This window comes from Sagittula sp. P11 (assembly GCF_002814095.1).
GTDB lineage: Bacteria > Pseudomonadota > Alphaproteobacteria > Rhodobacterales > Rhodobacteraceae > Sagittula.
Genome location: NZ_CP021913.1, coordinates 3,201,071 through 3,221,926 on the forward strand (window position 1 = coordinate 3,201,071; position 20,856 = coordinate 3,221,926).

At 69.0% G+C, this 20,856-nt stretch carries 17 protein-coding genes; 16 read left to right on the plus strand and 1 reads right to left on the minus strand.

The genetic code is table 11. The features are described from left to right. Positions 1 to 89: 89 nt before the first annotated feature. From CDO87_RS15515 to CDO87_RS15530, 4 genes are read left to right on the plus strand one after another with little or no spacing between them, the layout of a single operon-like run. Positions 90 to 1,271 carry a malate--CoA ligase subunit beta gene (locus tag CDO87_RS15515; RefSeq protein WP_100929617.1) on the plus strand — a complete coding sequence of 394 codons (1,182 nt, stop codon included), beginning with the start codon at positions 90 to 92 and terminating at the stop codon, positions 1,269 to 1,271. Positions 1,272 to 1,321: 50 nt separating this feature from the next. After that, positions 1,322 to 2,218: a succinate--CoA ligase subunit alpha gene (sucD, locus tag CDO87_RS15520; protein ID WP_100929618.1), complete on the plus strand. Its 897-nt coding sequence runs from the start codon at positions 1,322 to 1,324 to the stop codon at positions 2,216 to 2,218. Beyond that, on the plus strand, positions 2,215 to 3,084 hold the full coding sequence (locus CDO87_RS15525) for a MaoC family dehydratase N-terminal domain-containing protein (RefSeq protein WP_100929619.1): 870 nt from the start codon (positions 2,215 to 2,217) through the stop codon (positions 3,082 to 3,084). Before sucD ends, CDO87_RS15525 begins: the two co-directional genes overlap by 4 nt. Beyond that, complete coding sequence (locus CDO87_RS15530; RefSeq protein WP_100930991.1) at positions 3,081 to 4,316, plus strand: CoA transferase; 1,236 nt, start codon at positions 3,081 to 3,083, stop codon at positions 4,314 to 4,316. Before CDO87_RS15525 ends, CDO87_RS15530 begins: the two co-directional genes overlap by 4 nt. A gap of 232 nt (positions 4,317 to 4,548) precedes the next feature. Here the strand turns inward: CDO87_RS15530 and CDO87_RS15535 are convergent, their stop codons facing one another. Continuing rightward, on the minus strand, positions 4,549 to 5,463 hold the full coding sequence (locus CDO87_RS15535; RefSeq protein ID WP_100929620.1) for a hydrogen peroxide-inducible genes activator: 915 nt from the start codon (positions 5,461 to 5,463) through the stop codon (positions 4,549 to 4,551). A gap of 209 nt (positions 5,464 to 5,672) precedes the next feature. Between CDO87_RS15535 and katG the strand changes: the two genes are divergently transcribed. From katG to CDO87_RS15590, 12 genes are all read left to right on the plus strand, one after another. Further along, positions 5,673 to 7,880, plus strand: a complete 2,208-nt coding sequence (katG, locus tag CDO87_RS15540) for a catalase/peroxidase HPI (RefSeq protein WP_100929621.1) — start codon at positions 5,673 to 5,675, stop codon at positions 7,878 to 7,880. A 198-nt stretch (positions 7,881 to 8,078) separates the two neighbouring features. Continuing rightward, complete coding sequence (locus CDO87_RS15545; protein WP_100929622.1) at positions 8,079 to 9,152, plus strand: LysM peptidoglycan-binding domain-containing protein; 1,074 nt, start codon at positions 8,079 to 8,081, stop codon at positions 9,150 to 9,152. A gap of 82 nt (positions 9,153 to 9,234) precedes the next feature. Then, positions 9,235 to 10,617, plus strand: coding sequence for a sensor histidine kinase (locus CDO87_RS15550; protein WP_100929623.1), 1,383 nt, complete (start codon positions 9,235 to 9,237; stop codon positions 10,615 to 10,617). Continuing rightward, positions 10,614 to 11,603 carry a HupU protein gene (locus CDO87_RS15555; RefSeq protein ID WP_100929624.1) on the plus strand — a complete coding sequence of 330 codons (990 nt, stop codon included), beginning with the start codon at positions 10,614 to 10,616 and terminating at the stop codon, positions 11,601 to 11,603. Before CDO87_RS15550 ends, CDO87_RS15555 begins: the two co-directional genes overlap by 4 nt. Next, on the plus strand, positions 11,600 to 13,027 hold the full coding sequence (locus CDO87_RS15560; RefSeq protein WP_100929625.1) for a nickel-dependent hydrogenase large subunit: 1,428 nt from the start codon (positions 11,600 to 11,602) through the stop codon (positions 13,025 to 13,027). The genes CDO87_RS15555 and CDO87_RS15560 overlap by 4 nt, the downstream gene beginning before the upstream one ends. Before the next feature lie 96 nt (positions 13,028 to 13,123). After that, positions 13,124 to 15,346 carry a carbamoyltransferase HypF gene (hypF, locus tag CDO87_RS15565; RefSeq protein ID WP_100929626.1) on the plus strand — a complete coding sequence of 741 codons (2,223 nt, stop codon included), beginning with the start codon at positions 13,124 to 13,126 and terminating at the stop codon, positions 15,344 to 15,346. Positions 15,347 to 15,720: 374 nt separating this feature from the next. Further along, a complete protein-coding gene (locus CDO87_RS15570) occupies positions 15,721 to 16,809 on the plus strand; it encodes a hydrogenase small subunit (RefSeq protein ID WP_100929627.1) in 1,089 nt (362 codons plus the stop codon). A gap of 3 nt (positions 16,810 to 16,812) precedes the next feature. Continuing rightward, positions 16,813 to 18,606, plus strand: a complete 1,794-nt coding sequence (locus CDO87_RS15575; RefSeq protein WP_100929628.1) for a nickel-dependent hydrogenase large subunit — start codon at positions 16,813 to 16,815, stop codon at positions 18,604 to 18,606. Between the two features lie 15 nt (positions 18,607 to 18,621). Beyond that, positions 18,622 to 18,798 carry a hypothetical protein gene (locus tag CDO87_RS26805; RefSeq protein ID WP_157815012.1) on the plus strand — a complete coding sequence of 59 codons (177 nt, stop codon included), beginning with the start codon at positions 18,622 to 18,624 and terminating at the stop codon, positions 18,796 to 18,798. Next, on the plus strand, positions 18,791 to 19,573 hold the full coding sequence (gene cybH / locus CDO87_RS15580) for a Ni/Fe-hydrogenase, b-type cytochrome subunit (RefSeq protein ID WP_100929629.1): 783 nt from the start codon (positions 18,791 to 18,793) through the stop codon (positions 19,571 to 19,573). The genes CDO87_RS26805 and cybH overlap by 8 nt, the downstream gene beginning before the upstream one ends. A gap of 341 nt (positions 19,574 to 19,914) precedes the next feature. Then, positions 19,915 to 20,523, plus strand: coding sequence for a HyaD/HybD family hydrogenase maturation endopeptidase (locus CDO87_RS15585; RefSeq protein ID WP_100929630.1), 609 nt, complete (start codon positions 19,915 to 19,917; stop codon positions 20,521 to 20,523). A 3-nt stretch (positions 20,524 to 20,526) separates the two neighbouring features. Further along, positions 20,527 to 20,847 (plus strand): HypC/HybG/HupF family hydrogenase formation chaperone, encoded by a 321-nt coding sequence (locus CDO87_RS15590; protein ID WP_100929631.1) that lies wholly within the window; start codon positions 20,527 to 20,529, stop codon positions 20,845 to 20,847. Positions 20,848 to 20,856: the final 9 nt, after the last annotated feature.

Genomic DNA, 20,856 nt, shown 5'->3' on the forward strand with positions numbered 1-20,856 from the left:
GACAGCACCCGCGGGCGGCGGGGTGGTTCGGCGTGCCCGGCGGGGCGGTGGGGGGAACCCCCACCCTACGGAATGGAGGAGAGACGGAAATGGACATTCATGAGCATCAGGCCAAGGAAATCCTGAAGGGCTTCGGCGTGCCGGTGCCGAAGGGCTTCGTGGCCTATTCGCCCGAGCAGGCGGCCTATTGCGCCCGCGAACTGGGTGGCCCCGGCCCCTGGGTCGTGAAGGCGCAGGTGCATTCCGGCGGTCGCGGCGAGGCGGGCGGCGTGAAGCTGTGCAAGACGGATGCGGAGGTGATGGAGTACGCCGCCTCGCTTCTGGGCACGCGGCTGGTGACCAAGCAGACCGATGCGCAGGGCAAGGGGGTCTACCGGCTTTATGTCGAGGAGGCGTCGGACATCGCGCAGGAGCTGTACCTGGGCTTTGTGCTGGACCGGAAGTCGGAGCGAATCATGATCGTCGCCTCCGGCCATGGCGGGATGGAGATCGAGGACCTGGCGCATGAGGACCCCGACAGCCTCGTGCGGTCGGTGATCGACCCGGCGGTGGGCCTGCGCGAGTACCAGGCGCGCGACGTCGGGTTCCGGCTGGGGCTGACGGGGCCGCAGGTGGCGCAGTTCGTGACCTTCCTGCAGGCGTGTTACCGTGCGTACCGCGACCTGGACGCGATGATGGTGGAGATCAACCCGCTGGTCATCACGGGGAAGGGCGACCTGGTGGCGCTGGATGCGAAGATGTCCTTCGACACCAACGCGCTGTACCGCCGTCCGCAGGTGGCGGCGCTGCGCGATCCGGGCCAGGAGGACCCGCGCGAGGCGATGGCCGCCGACAACGGGCTGGCCTACGTCGGGCTCGACGGCGACATCGGCTGCATCATCAACGGTGCGGGGCTGGCGATGGCGTCGATGGACATGATCCAGCTGGCCGGCGGGCAGCCCGCCAACTTCCTCGACATCGGCGGCGGCGCCTCGCCCGAACGGGTCTGCCAGGCCTTCCGCACCGTGCTGTCGGACCGCAAGGTGAGCGTGATCCTCGTGAACATCTTCGCGGGCATCAACCGCTGCGACTGGATCGCGAAGGGGGTGATCCGGGCCTATCGCGAGGTGGGCATCGAGATCCCCGTGGTGGTCCGCCTGTCGGGCACCAACGTCGAGGAGGGCCGGAAGATCATCCGCGAGAGCGGCCTGCCGATCATCTCCGCCGACACGCTGGCCGAGGCCGCCGACAAGGCCGTCGCCGCCGCTTCCCAGAAAATCGCAGCAGAATAACCGCCCCTCGGGTCGCGCAGGCGACGGCAGGGCAGAAAGGACATCCGGAGATGGCAATTCTCATCAAGGACGACACACGGGTCGTGGTGCAGGGTCTTTCGGGGCGCATCGGACAGTTCCACGCGCAGGAGATGATCGAATACGGCACGAAGGTCGTGGCCGGGGTCACGCCCGGGAAGGGCGGCTCATCGGTGCTGAACCGCCCCGTCTTCAACACCGTCCGCGAGGCGGTGGAGCAGACCGGCGCGACCGCCTCGCTGCTGTTCGTGCCGCCGGCCTTCGCCGCCGACGCGATGATGGAGGCGGCAGAGGCAGGGATCGAGACGGCGGTCTGCGTGACCGACGGCATCCCGGCGCAGGACATGATGCGGGTGAAGCGCTTCCTTCGCCGTTTCCCGCGCGACCGCAAGATGCGGCTGATCGGGCCGAACTGCGCGGGCATCATCAGCCCGGGGCAGGGCTTCATGGGCATCATGCCGCCGCACATCTACATGCCGGGCCGCGTGGGCATCATCGGCCGGTCGGGCACGCTGGGCTACGAGGCGGCGAGCCAGATGCAGGCGCTGGGGATCGGCATCTCCTCTTCCATCGGGATCGGCGGCGACCCGATCAACGGATCAAGCTTCCGCGACATCCTCGAGCTGTTCGAGAACGATCCCGACACCGATGCGGTGATGATGATCGGCGAGATTGGCGGCCCGCAGGAGGCAGAGGCGGCGGAATACGTGCGCGACCACATGACGAAACCCGTCGCCGCCTACATCGCCGGTCTCGCCGCACCCAAGGGCCGCAAGATGGGCCATGCCGGTGCGATCATCTCGGCCTTCGGCGAAAGCGCGCAGGAGAAGGTGGACATGCTCTCTGCCGTCGGCATCACGGTGGCCCCGAACCCCTCGGCCATGGGCGAGACCGTCGCCCGGATGCTGGGCATGAAGGCCGCGGCATGAGCGCGTCATCCCTGATGGAGCCGGACCACACCGCCTGGATCGGGCGCACGCAGACCGTCGAGGGGGGCGTCACACCCAACCTCGCCGGGATGCTCGGCGCGGCGGTCGGCCACGATCTCTCCCCGGTCCGCGACCTGCGGGCCGGACGGCCGCTGCCCAGCCTCTGGCACTGGGTGGCGTTCCCCGAGTTCGTCCAGATGTCGGATCTGGGCGAGGACGGGCACCCGGCGCTGGGCGGCTTCCTGCCTCCCCTGCCGTTCCGGCGCCGGATGTGGGCCGGGGGCGACGTCACCTTCAAGGGCGTCTTCCACGTCGGCGAACGGCTGACAAAGGTGTCGACCATCCGCGCCGTGACGATGAAGGAGGGGGCGACGGGGCGGATGGCCTTCGTCACCGTCGATCACGTCACCAGGGGCGCCGAGGGCGGCGTCGTCGAGGAAGAGCAGAACATCGTCTACCTCGACATCCCGAAATCCTTCCGTCCGCCGAAGCAGACCCCGGTGCCCGAACGTCTGGCCTATGACGAACGGGTGCCGATGAACGAGGTGCGGCTCTTCCGCTACTCGGCGGCGACCTACAACGCGCACCGCATCCACTACGACCTGCCCTATGCGCAGCAGGTGGAGAAGTACCCGGCGCTGGTCGTGCACGGCCCGATGCAGGCCACCATGGCGATCGAGGCGGCGGAACGGCACACGCGGCGCGCGCCCGCGCGGTTCAGCTACCGCGTGGTGCACCCGATGTTTCACGATCATGACCTGCGGCTGGTCGGTGCGCTCGACCCGGCGGGCGGCGCGATCGAGATCGGAACGGCAACCTTCGAGGACTACCTCGGGCTCAAGGCAAGGATGGAGTGGGCGGCATGAGTATCCTGACAGGCATGCGCGTGGTCGAAAGCTCCGCCTTCGTGGCGGTGCCGCTGGCCGGGATGACGCTGGCGCAGATGGGGGCGGACGTGATCCGTTTCGACCTGCCGGCAGGCGGCATGGACGCGAAACGCTGGCCGGTGACGCGGGACGGGCAAAGCCTGTTCTGGGCCGGGATGAACAAGGGCAAGCGCTCGGTCGCGCTGGACGTGAAATCGCCGCGCGGCCGGGAGATCGCGCAGGAGATCATCTGCGCCCCCGGGCCGGATGCGGGGCTGTTCATCACCAACCTCGCGGTGAAGGGCTGGACCGATTACGAGACGTTGTCGGAGCGGCGCGGCGACCTCTGCATGGTGCAGCTTCGCGGCGACCGGCACGGGCGCCCGGCGGTCGACTACACGGTGAACCCGCAGCTGGGCTTTCCCATGGCCACGGGGCCGAAGGGATCGGCTGATCCGGTCTGCCACGTGCTGCCCGCATGGGACTGCATTGCCGGGAACATGGTGGTCAGCGGTCTTCTGGCTGCCGAGCGCCACCGGCTGCGCACGCGGCAGGGGCAGTTCGCCGACCTGACGCTGAAGGACGCGGCGAGCGCGATGCTGGGCAACCTCGGGATCCTGGGCGAAGTGCAGGTCAACGGCGAGAGCCGCGGGAAACACGGCAACGCGCTCTACGGTGCCTACGGGCAGGACTTCCTCTGCGCCGACGGACGGCGGGTGATGGTCATCGCCCTGACGCTGCGTCAGTGGAAGAACCTCTGCCGGGTGACCGGGACGGAGACCGACATGAACTACCTGTCGGGCGCGCTGAACGCCGACCTCGACACCGAGGGCGCACGCTGGGAACATCGCGCCGCGATCACGAAGGTGCTGACGCCCTGGTTCGCGGCGCGCGGCGTCGCCGACTTCGCGGAGCTCTTCGACAAGAGCGGCGTGACCTGGTCGGTCTTCCGCACCTTCGCAGAGGCGGTGGCGGAGGACCCGGATATCTCCACCGCGAACCCGATGTTCTCGGAGGTGGATCACCCCGGCATCGGGCGGATGCTGACCCCGGGCTCGCCGTTCAGCTTCGCGGGCTACGGGCGCGACGTGCCTAGGCCCGCCCCGGTCCTCGGCCAGCACACGGAGGAGGTGCTTGCCGACGTGGCCCGCCTGACCGACGGAGAGATCGGGCGGCTGATGGACGACGGCATCGCCATGCAGACGGGCGACCGGCTCCGAATGGCCTCCTGACACGCGCAGCGCCCCGCCGCTGTGCCCGGTGACCGGATGCGCAACCCGGACACCGGCATGGGTCCGCGCCGCCCCCCGGCGCGGACCCGGTGTGCCCGCCCGTCCAAAAACGCCAGACCCGAACCGCCCGGCCCGCTTCATCTTGGCCGAAATACCTCGGGGGTCCGGGGGCAGCGCCCCCGGCGTGTCGGATCGCGCCAGCGATCCGACACGCCCCGGCGCCGCAGCGGCATCAGGCGTGAACGGGTTGCGGGCCGCCCGCCGCGCCCACCCGGCGGACCACCTCGGCGATGCGGGCGAACTGTTCGGCCATGGGCGAGGACTTCCGCCAGACCATGCCGATGGTGCGCGCCGGTTGCGGCTCGGCGAAATGCGCGACCGAGACCTGCGCCGCGCCGGTTTCCACCGGGACCGCCATCTCGGGGATCAGGGTGACGCCGATGCCCGCGCCCACCATTTGCACCAGCGTCGTCAGCGATGAGCCGTCCAGACCGTCGCGCGGCATGGCCGAGCCCAGCTTGCAGAACGACAGCGCCTGGTCGCGGAAGCAGTGGCCTTCCTCCAGCAGCAGCAGCCGCATCTTCTGCAGCGCCTCGCCGTCGGGCACGGGCTTGGCCGCGTCGCGGTCGGGGCGCACGAGGACGAAGGTCTCGTCGAAGAGCGCCACCTCGGTCAGCGCGGGTTCGGAGATCGGCAGCGCGAGGATGGCGGCGTCGATGCGGCCGTCGTGCAGCTCCGTGATCAGGCGCGGGGTCAGGGTCTCGCGGACGTGCAGGTCGAGGCCGTCGAACTCTGCCGACAGGTGCCCCACCAGCCGGGGCAGCAGGTAGGGGGCGATGGTCGGGATGATGCCCAGCCGCAGCCGCCCGATGTGGCCGCCCTGCACGCTGCGGGCGAGGTCGCCCAGCTCGTCGACGGAGCGCAGGATCTCCGTCACGCGTTTGCGGAAGGTCTCGCCGAATCCGGTCAGCCGGACGGAGCGCGGCCCGCGTTCGAAGAGCGGCAGGCCAAGTTCGGCCTCCAGCTCCTTGATCTGCACCGAAAGCGCGGGCTGGGAGATCGCGCAGGCCGCGGCAGCGTGGCCGAAATGCCCTTTCTGGGCGAGCGCCTCGAAATAGCGCAACTGTTTCAGGGTGATGTTCTTCATAGTCGCAAATTATGGGCGCCATCAGAACTTTCAACTTAAATATATTGGAACCCCCGTTTAGAAAGAGTCCAGACTGGCGACGCGAGGAGACTGCGCGCGCGGCCGAAGCACGCGGCGCAACACGTCACGGAACGAAAAGACATGAACTGTCCCAAGGGCTTGGCGCCTTTCATGGGGCTGAAACCGACTTTGACCGTAGGGAGATCGACATGGACGGAAACAACACAGGCGGATGCCCGGTGATGCACGGGGCGCAGATTGCCTCGACCTTCGGGGTACGCTCGAACCGCGACTGGTGGCCGAACCAGCTCAACCTCGGCATCCTGCACCAGCATGCGCCCAAATCGAACCCGATGGGCGAGAACTTCTCCTACGCCGAGGCGTTCAAGAAGCTCGACCTGAAGGAGGTCAAGAAGGACCTCACCGCGCTGATGACCGACAGCCAGGACTGGTGGCCGGCGGATTACGGCCATTACGGCCCGTTCATGATCCGCATGGCGTGGCACTCTGCCGGGACCTACCGCACGGCGGACGGCCGGGGCGGCGCGGGCTCGGGCCAGCAGCGGTTCGCGCCGTTGAACTCCTGGCCGGACAACGGCAACCTCGACAAGGCCCGGCGCCTGCTGTGGCCGGTCAAGAAGAAGTACGGCAACAGCCTGTCCTGGGCCGATCTCTTCATCCTCGCAGGCAACGTGGCCATCGAATCGATGGGCGGACGCACCTTCGGTTTCGGCGGCGGCCGTGTCGACACATGGGAGCCGGAGCAGGACGTCTACTGGGGCTCCGAGGCCGAGTGGCTGGCGACTTCCGGCGGCGAGGGCTCGCGCTACACCGGCGACCGCGTGCTGGAAAACCCGCTGGCCGCCGTGCAGATGGGCCTGATCTACGTGAACCCGGAAGGCCCCGACGGCAATCCGGACCCGCTGGCCTCGGCCCGCGACATCCGTGAGACCTTTGCCCGCATGGCGATGAACGACGAGGAAACCGTCGCACTGACCGCCGGCGGCCACACCTTCGGCAAGGCGCACGGCGCCGGTGACGCGGGCCTCGTCGGCACCGATCCCGAAGCCTCGCCGCTGGAGTCGATGGGCTTCGGCTGGGCCTCCACCCACGAGACCGGGCTGGGCAAGTACACCATCACCTCGGGCATCGAGGGGCCGTGGACCGCGAACCCGACGCAGTGGGACATGGGCTATTTCGACCTGCTGTTCGGCTACGAGTGGGAGCTGACCAAGTCGCCCGCCGGGGCGAACCAGTGGACGCCGAAGGACCTCAGGGACGAGGACTTCGCACCGCAGGTCGACGGCTCGGGCGAGAAGGTCAAGCCGATGATGACCACCGCCGACATGGCGATGCGCATGGACCCCGAGTACGAGAAGATCTCGCGCCGGTTCCACCAGAACCCGGAGGAGTTCGCCGAGGCGTTTGCCCGCGCGTGGTTCAAGCTGACCCACCGCGACATGGGGCCGAAGTCGCTGTACCTCGGGCCGGAAGTGCCGGAAGAAGACCTGATCTGGCAGGACCCGCTGCCGAAGGCGGACTACCCGATGATCGACGACGCCGATGTCGCCGCGCTGAAGTCCGAGATCCTGTCGAGCGGCCTGTCGGTGCGTGACCTCGTCTACACGGCGTGGTCCTCTGCCTCGACCTTCCGCGGGTCCGACAAGCGGGGCGGTGCCAACGGCGCGCGCATCCGTCTTGCGCCGCAGAAGGACTGGGAGGTCAACGAGCCCGAGCAGCTTGCGCAGGTGCTGTCGGTGCTCGAAGGCATCAAGTCCGGTTTCGACGCCAAGGGGGCGAAGAAGGTCTCCATCGCGGACCTGATCGTGCTGGGCGGTGCCGCCGCCATCGAGAAGGCGGCAAAGGCCGGGGGTCAGGAGGTCGAGGTGCCCTTCGTTCCGGGCCGCGTCGACGCCACCGACGCGCACACCGACGCCGAGAGCTTCGAGCCGCTGGAACCGCAGGCGGACGGCTTCCGCAACTACGCGCAGCAGACCTTTGCCGTCTCGGCCGAGGAGATGCTGCTCGACAAGGCGCAGCTTCTGGGCCTGTCGGCGCCGGAGATGACGGTGCTGGTCGGCGGGATGCGCGCGCTGGGGGCCAACCACGGCGGCACCACGCACGGCATGTTCGACGGGGATTACGGTGTCCTGGACACCAAGTTCTTCGAAGGCATCACCGAGATGGGCGTGAAATGGGCCCCGGCGGACGAGGAAGGCACCTTCAAGGCCACGAACCGCACCGACGGCGGCGAGCGCTGGACCGGCACGCGGGTCGACCTCGTGTTCGGCTCCAACAGCCAGCTTCGGGCGCTGTCCGAGGTCTATGCGCAGGACGACAACCGCGGGAAGTTCATCTGCGATTTCGTCAGCGCGTGGAACAAGGTGATGAACGCCGACCGTTTCGACGTGGCCTAAGCGCCTTGGGCATGTGAACAGGCAGGCGGCGCCCTTCGGGGCGCCGTTTTGCGTCGGGGGCGTTTTTTGGCAAGGTTGGGTTTCGCATACTTCCCCGCGCGGCGGCTGCGGTGCTAGGCTGCGGCCATTGACGCGGAACGTGCGGCTTCGGGCCTGTGCCCGGGGGGCGTTCCTGACAGGATTTCGAAAGGGGCCGCCATGTCCATCCGACCCTACACCATCCGGGACGGGGATACGCTTTGGGGCATCGCCGGGCGCAAGCTGGGCGACACCAAGCTGTGGGGCGACATCTGGCGCATGAACATCGACGCCGAGCGCCTGCCGAACAACGCCACGCTGATCGTCGATCCCGACGTGCTGTTCACCGGCGACACGATCTACATCCCGAAGGACGGCTCGAAACTGCCGCGTCGGGCGCCGATGCCCATGGCGCGCAGCCTGCGCCGGTCGCTGGGCGAGCGCGGCGCGCAGTCGGAGGTGACGCCGCCCCGGTTCGAGTTCGACATGGTCAAGGTGACGGGCACGGCCTTTCACCCCGATTTCCGCATCACGCTGACGCTTGTGGGGGCGATGGGGATGCAGGCGAAGGACCCTGTCAGGTTCCTCGACATGAAGCCGTCGAACTACGAGATGAAGGAGGCGACCGCGAAGCGGATGATCCTGTCGCGGCTGTTCAACGCCATCCGCGCCGATTACCGGCCCGAGGCGGCGTCGGTGACGCTGGACGCGGGGCAGGCGTTCCGCTCGGCGGGCGGGCTGACGGCGCGGCTGAAGGTGAACCCGGTGACCCGCGTGCGCACCGGCCAGGTCGACCTGCCCTCGGACGAGGTTCGGCTCTACGGGCACAGGTTCGATCCGCTCCTGTCGCTGAAGATCGAGATCCAGCACCGCGGCCAGTCGGACGAGGGCGCCTCGGAGGGCATCCAGTCGGTTCAGGTGGCGCTGCCGATCACCGATTTCGGCGTCGATGTGTTCATCACCGCGGACCCGTCGATGGGGCAGAAGCTGCCGAGCTATGCGCTGGCCAGCCGGATGCTGACGCGCGGGGCGCTGGGGGCCAAGATGCTCATGTCGGGCAGCCGCGACGTGGTTACCGGCGGGGTGCGGATGGGCGGCCCTGCGGGCAAGAAGGGCGGCGCCGGACGCGCGGGGATCAGCGGCGCGGAGGCGGTGATCGCCGAATCGGGCGGCAACAAGCGCCTGCTGCTGGAGCGCCGCGCGCCGAAGACCGGCCATGGCGCGGCCACCGACCTCGTCCGCGCGGGCGCCTGACGGGGCATCGCCGAAAGACGCCGCGGCCATCCCCGCCGGAGGTGCATTGTGCTTTGCGGTCCGGGGCGGCTAGGGTCGTGGCATGGAGAACAGCTTCGCAGGCCATGGACAGGGCGACACGCCCGGCGGCGCCCCCGGGGAGATGGGGGAGGCCGCATGGGCGGACGTGCTGCGCGCGGTGGACCGCACCTATGCGGAGCTTGTGGATTACCAGGAAAAGCTGGAGAGCCGGAACGCCGAACTGAGGGCGCTGCGCGGTGTGCTCGCATCGATCCGCGAGTCGATCGGCGACTACCTTGTGGTGACCGACCGCGACGGGCTGATCGTGGAGGCGAGCGCCTCGTTCTGCGCGATGGCGGGCGTGGCGGAGGCGCGCACCGTGGGGCGGCCCTTCCTCGATTTCCTCGAACCAGACGCGCGCGCGGCGCTTGGCCGGGCCATCGAGCAGGCGCTTATGGACCGTAGCGTCGCGGGGGTGGAGGCGCCGCTTTCCGGACGCGACGGGCCAGAGCCGGTGGAATGGCGCGTGGCGCCCCGGCAGGAGCAGCGCCGCCGCGTCGGTGTCGTGCTGACGGGCCGGCCTCTGGGCGAGCTGCGGCGCGCCTATTCGGAACTGGCGGAGGGCCATGAACGGCTGAAGCAGGCCCAGACCCTGCTGGTGCGCAACGAGAAGCTCGCCTCGCTCGGGCGGCTGCTGGCCGGGGTGGCGCACGAGCTGAACAACCCCATCAGCTTCGTCTACGCCAACTCGCACGCGCTGGGGAAATACGTCGACCGGTTCGAACAGTATTTCGAGCGGGTGCAGGCCGGCGCCTCGCGCGAGGAACTGGTGGAGTTGCGCGCGAAGCTGCGGCTTGACCGTGACCTGAAGAACCTGCGGTCCGCCCTGAACGGCGCGCAGGAGGGGGCGGAGCGGGTGCGCGACATCGTGGCCGACCTGCGGCGCCTGTCGGCGGACGGGACGGGCGACATGGTGCCCTTCGACCTTGGCGACTGCGCGCGCGTTGCGGCCAGCTGGGTGGAGCGCGGCAGCCGGTCGGACCTGAAGATCACCTTCGAGGGCGCCTGCGACGGGCCTGCGGTGGGCCGTCCGGGACACATCCAGCAGGTGCTGATGAACCTCGTGCAGAACGCGGCGGACGCCATGGCTGGGCAGGCGGACGCAGAGGTCACCCTGCGGCTGCACAGCGATGCCGGGCGCGAGATGATCGACATCTGCGACAACGGTCCCGGCGTGCCGGAGGAGCTGACGGCGGCGATCTTCGACCCGTTCTTCACCACCAAGGACGTGGGCGCGGGGACGGGGCTGGGGCTGGCGATCTCGGCCAAGATCGTCGAGGAACACGGCGGCACGCTGGAACTGCTGCCGCAGGAGAGCGGCGCCTGCTTCCGTGTCGCGCTGAGGCGCGCGGAGGCCGGGAAGGACACCGGCAGGGACGCCGGGAAAGGAACGGAGCCGGAATGAACGTACTCTGGTTGCAGACCGCGGGTTGCGGCGGATGCTCCATGTCACTCCTCTGCGCGGAGGCGCCGGGGGTCTTCGACTTGCTGGAGGGCGCGGGGATCGAGATGCTGTGGCACCCGTCGTTCTCTGAGGCGACGGGCGGCGAGGTGCGCGCCTTGCTGGCCGCGATCGAGGCGGGCGAGCAGCGGCTCGACGTGCTCTGTGTCGAAGGCTCCATCCTGATGGGGCCGGGCGGCACCGGGCGCTACCAGATGATGGCGGGCACCGGGCGGTCGATGCTCGACTGGGTGCGCGCGCTCTCGGCGTTGGCCACGCATGTGGTGGCGGTGGGCACCTGCGCGACCTACGGCGGCGTGACCTCGGCGGGCGAGAACCTGACCGACGCGATGGGCCTGCAATACGACGGGGCGCACAGGGGCGGCGCGCTCGGGGCCGGGTTCGTGGCGAAGGGCGGCCTGCCGGTGGTCAACGTCGCGGGTTGCCCGACGCATCCCGACTGGGTGACGGAGACGCTGATGATGCTGGCCGAAGGCGTGCTGGATGCCGGCGCGCTCGACACGCTGGGGCGACCGAAGTTCTATGCCGAGAACCTCGTGCACCATGCCTGCCCGAAGAACGAGTTCTACGAGTACAAGGCCAGCGCCGAGAAGCTGAGCCAGATCGGCTGCATGATGGAGCATCTGGGCTGCGTCGGCACACAGGCCGTGGGTGACTGCAACATCCGCGGCTGGAACGGCGAGGGGTCCTGCACGCGGGCGGGCTATCCCTGCATCAACTGCACCGCGCCGGAGTTCGAGGAACCCGGCCACGCCTTCGCCGAGACGCCGAAGTTCGCGGGCATCCCGGTGGGACTGCCGACCGACATGCCCAAGGCGTGGTTCATGGCGCTGGCTTCCCTGTCGAAGGCGGCAACGCCGCCGCGCATCGGGCGGAACGCGGTGTCGGACCGGATCCGCGTCCCCCCCAGCCCGAAGGCGCGTTCATGACCAAGACCTTGCTGGTTGGGCCGTTCAACCGGGTCGAGGGCGACCTGGAGATCCGGCTTGAGGTGGCGGAGGGCCGCGTGGCTGCGGCCTATGCCAATTCGCCGATGTTCCGCGGGTTCGAGCGGATGATGATCGGCAAGGGGCCGGAGGACGCGCTGACGATCACGCCGCGGATCTGCGGCATCTGCTCGATCTCGCAATCGGCGGCGGCGGCCCTGGCGCTGGCGGATCTTGCCGGGGCGGAAATGGCGCCGGAGGGCGCGCGGGTCGCCGCGCTTTTGCACGGGGTGGAGAACCTGCTGGACCACCTGACGCATTTCTACCTGTTCTTCATGCCGGATTTCGCGCGTGCGGGCTATGCGGGCCGGGGCTGGCACGACCGGGTGCAGGCGCGGTTCCTGGCCGGGCAGGGGTCCGGCACACGGGCGGCCGTGGCGGCACGGGCCGAGCTTTTCCACATCGTGGGGCTTCTGGGCGGCAAGTGGCCGCATACGCTGGCGATCCAGCCCGGGGGCGTCACGCGGGCGCCTTCCGCGCGCGACAAGGCGCGGATCGGCGCGTGGCTGGCGGGCTTCCGGCGGTTCCTGGAGCGCGAGGTCTTCGGCGCACCGCTTGAGGCCTTCGACGCGCTGTCGGACGTGGCGGGGCTGGAGCGCTGGGACGCGGGAGACGCCGGGTTGTTCCTTGAGGTGGCGGCGGACACCGGGCTCACCGATCTGGGCCGGGGCCCGGGGCGCTACATGTCCTTCGGCGCCTACCCGGTGCCGGAGGGGCGGCTCTTCCGGCGCGGGCTCTGGCAGGGCGGCGCGGTGGGGCCGGTGGACGAGGGGGCCATCGTCGAGGACCTGAGCCACGCCTGGATGCTGGGCGCGGCGGCGCATCCTTCGGCCGGGGAGACGCGGCCCGACGCGGCCATGCGCGAGGAGGCCTACAGCTGGTGCAAGGCGCCGCGGCTGGGCGGAGAGACGGTGGAGGTCGGCGCGCTGGCCCGGCAGATCGTCGACGGCCACCCGCTGGCGGTGGCGCTGGCGGGGGAGGGCGGCGTGCGGGCGCGTGTCGCCGGGCGCCTGCTGGAGATCGCGCGGACGCAGATCGTGCTGGAGGGGCTGCTGGCCGGGATCGCGCCCGAGAAGGCTTTCATGACCGAGGTGGCGCTGCCCCGGGACGGGTCCGGCGTGGGGCTGGTGGAGGCGGCGCGCGGGTCGCTCGGCCACTGGCTGAGTGTCGAGGGCGGGCGCATTTCCAGCTACCAGATCGTGGCGCCGACCACGTGGAACTTCTCGCCCCGCGACGGCAGCGGCGTGCCCGGCCCGGTGGAGGCGGCGCTGGTCGGTGCGGAGGTGCGCCAGGGCGAGGACACGCCCCTGGCCGTGCAGCACGTGGTGCGGAGCTTCGACCCGTGCATGGTCTGCACGGTGCATTGATGGCGCCGTGTCTGCGGTTGGGCAGGGCGCGCCCGGGTGTCGGCGGCCTGCGGTGTGGCAGGCGGTGCGCCGAGGTATTTGGACCAAGGTGAAGACATGGGAGCGGGGAGGCGGATACGGGTGCGCGGTCAGGTGCAGGGCGTGGGCTTCCGCCCCTTCGTCTGGCAGCTTGCGCGCGAGCGGGGGCTGACCGGGATCGTGCTGAACGATCCCGAGGGTGTGCTGATCCTCGCCGCCGGGCCCGACCTGGACGGGTTCGAGCGGGCGCTTGTGGAGCGTGCGCCCCTGCTGGCACGGGTGGATTCGGTGGAGTCCATGCCTTGCGAGGTGGAGGCGGAGGGCTTTGTCATCGGCGCGTCCGAAGGGGCGGGGGCCGAGACACGGGTGACGCCGGACGCGGCGAGCTGCGCCGAGTGCCTGGCGGAGGTGCGCGATCCCGGCGACCGGCGGCACGGCTATGCCTTTGCCAATTGCACCCATTGCGGGCCGCGCTTCACCATCCTGCGGGGGCTGCCCTACGACCGGGCGCAGACGACCATGGCGGCCTTCCCGATGTGCGGCGCCTGCCGGGCGGAGTATGGCGACCCGGGCGACCGGCGCTTTCACGCGCAGCCGGTGGCCTGCCCGGACTGCGGTCCGCGGCTGTGGCTGGAGCCGGAGGGCGGTCTGGCCGAAGCGGTGGCGCGGCTGGCGCGGGGCGAGGTGCTGGCGGTCAAGGGGCTGGGGGGGGTCCACCTGGCCTGCGACGCCGCGAACGCGGAGGCGGTGGCGCTCTTGCGGGCGCGCAAGCGGCGGCCGACGAAGCCCTTTGCGCTGATGGCGCCGCTGGAGGTGGTCCGGCGGTTCGCACGGGTGGACGGCGCGGCGGAGGCGCTGCTGCGCGATCCGGCGGCGCCGATCGTGCTGTTGCCGAAGGGCTGCGAGACCCTGCATGAAGGCGTGGCGCCGGGCATGGCGGAACTGGGCTGGATGCTGCCCTACACGCCGCTGCACCACCTGCTGCTCGACGCCTTCGGGGGCGTGCTGGTGATGACCTCGGGCAACCTGTCGGGTGAGCCGCAGGTGATCGGCAACGCGGAGGCGCGGGAAAAGCTCGGGCCGTTCGCCGATGCCTTCCTGCTGCACGATCGCGACATCGCGCGGCGGCTGGACGATTCCGTCGAACGGGCGGAGCCGCCGATGGTTCTGCGCCGGGCGCGGGGGCGGGTGCCGGGGACGCTGCCGCTGCCGGAGGGCTTTGGCGATGCGCCGCAGGTGGTGGGCTATGGCGGCCAGATGAAGGCGGCGATCTGCCTTCTGAAGAACGGGCAGGCGCTTTTGGGGCATCACCTGGGCGAGCTGGACGAGGCGCTGACCTGGGATGCTTTCCTCGACGCCGACCGGGATTATGCGGCGCTTTTCGATCATCGCCCGGAGGTGGTCGCCGTGGACCTGCATCCGGATTTCCGCGCCTCGCGCCACGGGGCGGCGCGGGCGGAGGCGGAGGGGCTGCGGCTGGAGGAGGTCCAGCATCACCACGCGCACCTTGCGTCCTGCCTCGGCGAGAACGGCTGGCCGCTGGACGGCGGGCCGGTCGCCGGGATCGTGCTGGACGGTCTGGGGCTGGGGCCGGATGGCACGGTCTGGGGCGGCGAGCTGCTGCTGGGCGATTACCGCGGGTACGCGCGGCGCGGCTGGCTGGCGCCGGTGCCGCTGGTGGGCGGCGACCGGGCGCAGGCGGAGCCCTGGCGCAACGCGCTGGTCCGGCTGGACGCGGCGGGGCTGGCGGACTGGGCGGACGGGCTGTTCCCCGATGCGCCGCGCGACATGCTGCGGATGGCGGCGGCGCGGGGGCTGAACGCGCCAGCGTCGTCTTCGGCCGGGCGGCTCTTCGACGCGGTCGCGGCCTGCCTCGGGATTTGCCCGGACAGGCAGAGCTACGAGGGCGAGGCGGCCATGCGGCTGGAGGCGCTGGCCGGTGAGGGCGGCGGTGCGGGCTATGAGTTTGGCCATGACGGGCCGGTCATCGACCCGGGGCCGGTGTTCCGCGCGCTTCATGAGGACGTGTCGCGGGGTGCGGGCGCGGCGCAGGTGTCGGCGCGGTTCCATGCCGGGCTGGCGCGGGCCTTTGCCGGGCGCGCGCGGGCGCTGGTGCGGGACGGGGAGGCTGAGGCCGTGGCGCTGACGGGGGGCTGCTTCCAGAACGCGCGCCTTCTGCGGGAGACGCTGGATGCGCTTGGCGATGTGCCGGTGCTGGTCCATCGGACTGTGCCCGCGAACGACGGCGGGCTGGCGCTGGGGCAGGCGCTGGTGGCGGCGGCGCGGGTGGTGCCGGACTGACCGCCCTTTCGTTGCGATGTTGGTGCGCGGGGAGGGTGGCGTGAAACCCCACCCTACGGGGTGTCGCGCGACCGGGACGGACATGACTCGGGTCCGTGGTTGCCGCGCTGCGGCAGGGGGCCCTGCGGAAAGCGACTTACCGGAAGCGGGTGGAAAGCGGACAGCCCTTTGCCGGAGGTAGGCGCATCCGTCACCTGCACAATCGGCGCAAGCATCTGAAAATCCGTGACTAATCGAAGATATGCGCGGTCTGCACATTCATTTTGCATCGACCCCCTCCGAGCGGCCCATATGGGTGGCAGCTTTGTATGCCACGGCATTCTGCAGCGCCGCATCGCGCCGCTGACGAGGCCGGATGACAGGGAGGGACCAGCTTGAGCCAGATAGAAACCTTCTATGACGTGATGCGCCGGCAGGGGATCACCCGCCGGAGCTTCATGAAGTACTGCACGCTGACGGCGTCGGCGCTGGGGCTGGGACCCGCCTTCGTGCCGCAGATCGCCCACGCGATGGAGACCAAGCCGCGCACGCCGGTGATCTGGGTGCACGGGCTGGAATGCACCTGCTGCTCGGAGTCGTTCATCCGCTCGGCGCATCCGCTGGCGAAGGACGTGGTGCTGTCGATGATCTCGCTGGACTACGACGACACGCTGATGGCGGCGGCGGGCCACCAGGCCGAGGCGGCGCTGCAGGACACCATCGAGAAGTACAAGGGCAACTACATCCTCGCCGTGGAAGGCAACCCGCCGCTGAACGAGGACGGGATGTACTGCATCGTCGGCGGCAAGCCCTTCGTCGAGCAGCTGCGCCATGCGGCGGAGCACGCCAAGGCGATCATCTCGTGGGGCGCCTGCGCGTCCTATGGCTGCGTGCAGGCCGCGGCGCCCAACCCGACGCGGGCGACGCCGGTGCACAAGGTCATCACCGACAAGCCGATCATCAAGGTGCCGGGCTGCCCGCCCATCGCCGAGGTCATGACCGGCGTCATCACCTACATGCTGACCTTCGACCGGCTGCCGGAGCTCGACCGGCAGGGCCGCCCCGCGATGTTCTACGGCCAGCGCATCCACGACAAGTGCTACCGCCGTCCGCATTTTGACGCCGGCCAGTTCGTCGAGGCATGGGACGACGACAACGCGCGCAAGGGCTATTGCCTCTACAAGATGGGCTGCAAGGGCCCGACCACCTACAACGCCTGCTCCACCGTGCGCTGGAACGAGGGCGTGTCCTTCCCGATCCAGTCGGGCCATGGCTGCATCGGCTGTTCCGAGGACGGCTTCTGGGACCAGGGCAGCTTCTACAACCGCGTGACCGATCTGACCCAGTTCGGGGTCGAGGCGAACGCCGACAAGATCGGGCTGGCCGCTGCCGGTGTCGTGGGGGCGGGCGTCGCCGCCCATGCCGCCGTGACCGCGCTGAAGGCCGCACAGAAAAAGACCCAGTCCGCGAAAGAGGAGGCCTGATAGATGGTCATTCAAACCCCGAACGGCTTTGACCTCGACAATTCCGGCAAGCGGATCGTCGTGGACCCGGTGACCCGGATCGAAGGCCACATGCGCTGCGAAGTGAACGTGGACGAGGAGGGCTTCATCCGCAACGCGGTCTCTACGGGGACCATGTGGCGCGGGCTGGAGGTGATCTTGAAGGGCCGCGATCCGCGCGACGCCTGGGCCTTTACCGAGCGGATCTGCGGCGTCTGCACCGGCACCCATGCGCTTACCAGCGTGCGGGCGGTGGAGGATGCGCTGGGGATCACCATCCCCGACAACGCGAACTCCATCCGCAACATCATGCAGCTCAACCTGGAGATCCACGACCATGTCGTGCACTTCTACCACCTGCATGCGCTCGACTGGGTGAACCCGATCAACGCGCTGAAGGCGGACCCGAAGGCCACGTCGGAGCTGCAGCAGGCCGTGTCGCCCTCGCATCCGATGTCCTCGCCCGGCTACTTCCGGGACGTGCAGAACCGGCTGAAGAAGTTCGTGGAAAGCGGGCAGCTTGGCCTCTTCAAGAACGGCTACTGGGACAACCCGGCCTACCTGCTGCCGCCCGAGGCGGACCTGATGGCCACGACCCACTACCTCGAGGCGCTCGACCTCCAGAAGGAGATCGTCAAGGTCCACACCATCTTTGGCGGCAAGAACCCGCATCCCAACTGGCTGGTGGGCGGCGTGCCGTGCCCGATCAACGTGCATTCGACCGGGGCCGTGGGCGCAATCAACATGGAACGCCTGAACATGGTGTCCTCGATCATCGAGCAGTGCATCGAGTTCAACAAGAACGTCTACCTGCCGGACGTGAAGGCCATCGGCGGCTTCTACAAGAACTGGCTCTATGGCGGTGGGCTGTCGTCCAAGGCGTGCCTCGCCTACGGGGACATCCCCGAGAACCCGAACGATTTCAGCGCCGAGCAGCTTCACCTGCCGCGCGGCGCGATCATCAACGGCGACCTCACCACGGTGCACGACGTCGACCCGCGCGACCCCGAGCAGGTGCAGGAGTTCGTCGACCATTCGTGGTACACCTACGGCGAGGCGGGCAAGGGGCTGCATCCGTGGGACGGCGTGACGGAGCCGAACTACGAACTTGGCCCCAACGCCAAGGGCACCCGGACCGACATCCAGGAACTGGACGAGGCGGCGAAGTATTCGTGGATCAAGGCGCCGCGCTGGCGGGGCAACGCGATGGAGGTGGGCCCGCTCGCCCGCTATGTCGTGGGTTATGCCAAGGGTCACGAAGAGATCAAGGACCAGGTCGACCGCCTGCTGCGCGACATGGACCTGCCGCTTGAGGCCGTCTTCTCGACCCTCGGGCGCACCGCGGCGCGGGCGCTGGAGTCGGAGTACTGCGGCCGGTTGCAGAAGCACTTCTTCGACAAGCTGGTGACCAACATCAAGAACGGCGACGAGTCGACCGCGAACGTGGCGAAATGGGACCCCTCGACCTGGCCGAAGGAGGCCAAGGGCGTCGGCATGACCGAGGCGCCGCGCGGCGCGCTGGGGCACTGGGTCCGCATCAAGGACGGGCGCATCGACAACTACCAGTGCGTCGTGCCGACCACGTGGAACGGGTCGCCCCGGGACACGGCGGGCAACATCGGCGCCTTCGAGGCGTCGCTGATGAACACCAAGATGGAGCGCCCGGAAGAGCCGGTGGAGATCCTGCGCACCCTGCACAGCTTCGACCCGTGCCTTGCATGCTCCACCCACGTCATGTCGCCGGACGGCGAGGAACTGACCACCGTCAAGGTGCGCTGAGGGAGGACCTGAACCATGAAACGCATTGCAGCACTGATCGCACTTCTTCCGGTTTCGGCCATGGCACACGGGGCGCATGCCCCGGTGCCGGAAAGCAGCCACGGCCTTGCCCACCTAGCACCCGCGCTTTTGGTGATCGCGGTGGCCGTGGTGGCCGCCCGCATCTCCCTCCGGAGGAAGGACGATGCATGACGGCACGGAGACGATCCACCAGCCGCGGCCGGGGATCGAGCCCCTGCCGACGGCCCGCCTGACCGGCGACGCCACCGCGCAGGACCTCGAGTCGATCCGCAAGCGCACCTCCGTCTACGTCTACGAGGCGCCGGTGCGCCTGTGGCACTGGATCAACGCGGCCTGCATCTTCGTGCTGGTCTTCACCGGCTGGTTCATCGGCAACCCGTTCCCGTCGATGCAGATCGGCGAGGCGACGCACCAGTTCATCTTCGGCTACACCCGCTTCGCGCATTTCGCGGCCGGGCTTATCCTGACGGTGGGCTTCTTCGGGCGCATCTACTGGGCCATCGTCGGCAACCACCACGCCAAGCAGCTGTTCTACGTGCCTGTCTGGAACCGCCACTGGTGGAAGGAGCTGTGGTTCGAGGTCAAGTGGTACGCCTTCCTCGAAAGCGAGCCGAAGAAATACGTGGGCCACAACCCGCTGGCGCAGCTTGCCATGTTCATGTTCATGACGGTGGGCCTGTCCTTCATGATCCTGACGGGTCTCGCGCTTTACGGCGAGGGGCTGGGCGATCACAGCTTCATCTATGCCGCCACAAGCTGGGTGCTCACCCTGTTCGGAAACAGCCAGATCGTGCACTCGGTACATCACCTCGGCATGTGGTTCATCGTGATCTTCATGATCATCCACATCTACGTGGCGATCCGCGAGGACATCATGTCCCGGCAGTCCATCGTCTCGACGATGATCTCGGGGCACCGCACATTCAAGGACGACCGCGCCGACTGACACGGGGCGTCCGCGAAGGCACGGGAAGGCGGGTCGCAGGGCCCGCCTTTTCGCATTCCGGTCAGCGGCTTTCCGGCCGCCGCGTGCAAGATTCTCCGGAGATACATTTTTTGGATGGAATTTTGTCTTTCTGTTTTCAGCAATGTTGCAAGATAAGTTTCCAGATGTCGTGCGCCGATGTTCGCGGTCTGCCTGAAAAAACGCTTATCCGGTAAGGGTTTGTTCAATATGCACGAAAAACGGCCCCAACCGGCAAGTCCGTTGCCGTCCGCCGCCCATCCATGGAAAGGTCTGCCTGGTAACGAGGCTTCCGGCAAGGCGGCTCGACGGAGGAGGACAGCATGACAGGGAAAACCCTCATCATGGGCATCGGCAACGTGCTCTGGGCCGACGAAGGGTTCGGCGTGCGCTGCGTGGAGGCGCTGGCCGACGCGTGGTCCTTCCCGGCGGAGGTGACGCTGCTCGACGGGGGGACGCAGGGGCTGTACCTGCTGCCGTTCCTCGAAGAGGCCGACACCCTGATCGTCTTCGACGCGGTGGACTACGGGCTGGTCCCCGGCACGCTGAAGATCGTGGAGGGCGACGAGGTGCCCGCCTTCATGGGCGCCAAGAAGATGTCGCTGCACCAGACAGGTTTCCAGGACGTGATCGCGACGGCGCAGCTCATGGGGTACTGCCCCGAGACGCTGATCCTGATCGGCTGCCAGCCCGAGGAGCTTGAGGATTACGGCGGCGGCCTGCGGGCGGTGGTGGCGGCGCAGATCGCCCCGGCGCTGGAGATCGCGCTGGAGAAGCTGCGCGCCATGGGCATCGAGCCCGTGCCCGGCAAGGCCGACACACACCTCTTGGCCGACAAGTCGATCCTGCGCGACGCCTACGAGGAGGGCCGCCCCTCCGAGGAAGAGGCCTGCCGCATCGGCGACGCCCGCTTCCTGCCTGCGGGCGCCTGAGCCATGTGCGTCGGCGTCCCCATGGAGATCCTCTCGGTCGACGGCATCTCGGCCATGGCCTCGGGCGCAGAGGGGATCGAGGTGATCGACCTGTCCCTGACGCCGGACGCGACCGTGGGTTGCCACGTCCTGACTTTCCTCGGCGCCGCACGAGAGATCATCACTGCCGACGAGGCTGCGAAGATCGCCAGTGCGCTGGCAGGCCTGCGGTCGCTGATGAACGGCGGCGCGCTGGGCGACGCCTTTGCCGACCTCGAAGACACCGGGCCGCGCCTGCCGCCCCATCTGCAAGCCGCCCTTGCCGCCGGCAAGACCACCGCCTGAAGGAGACCG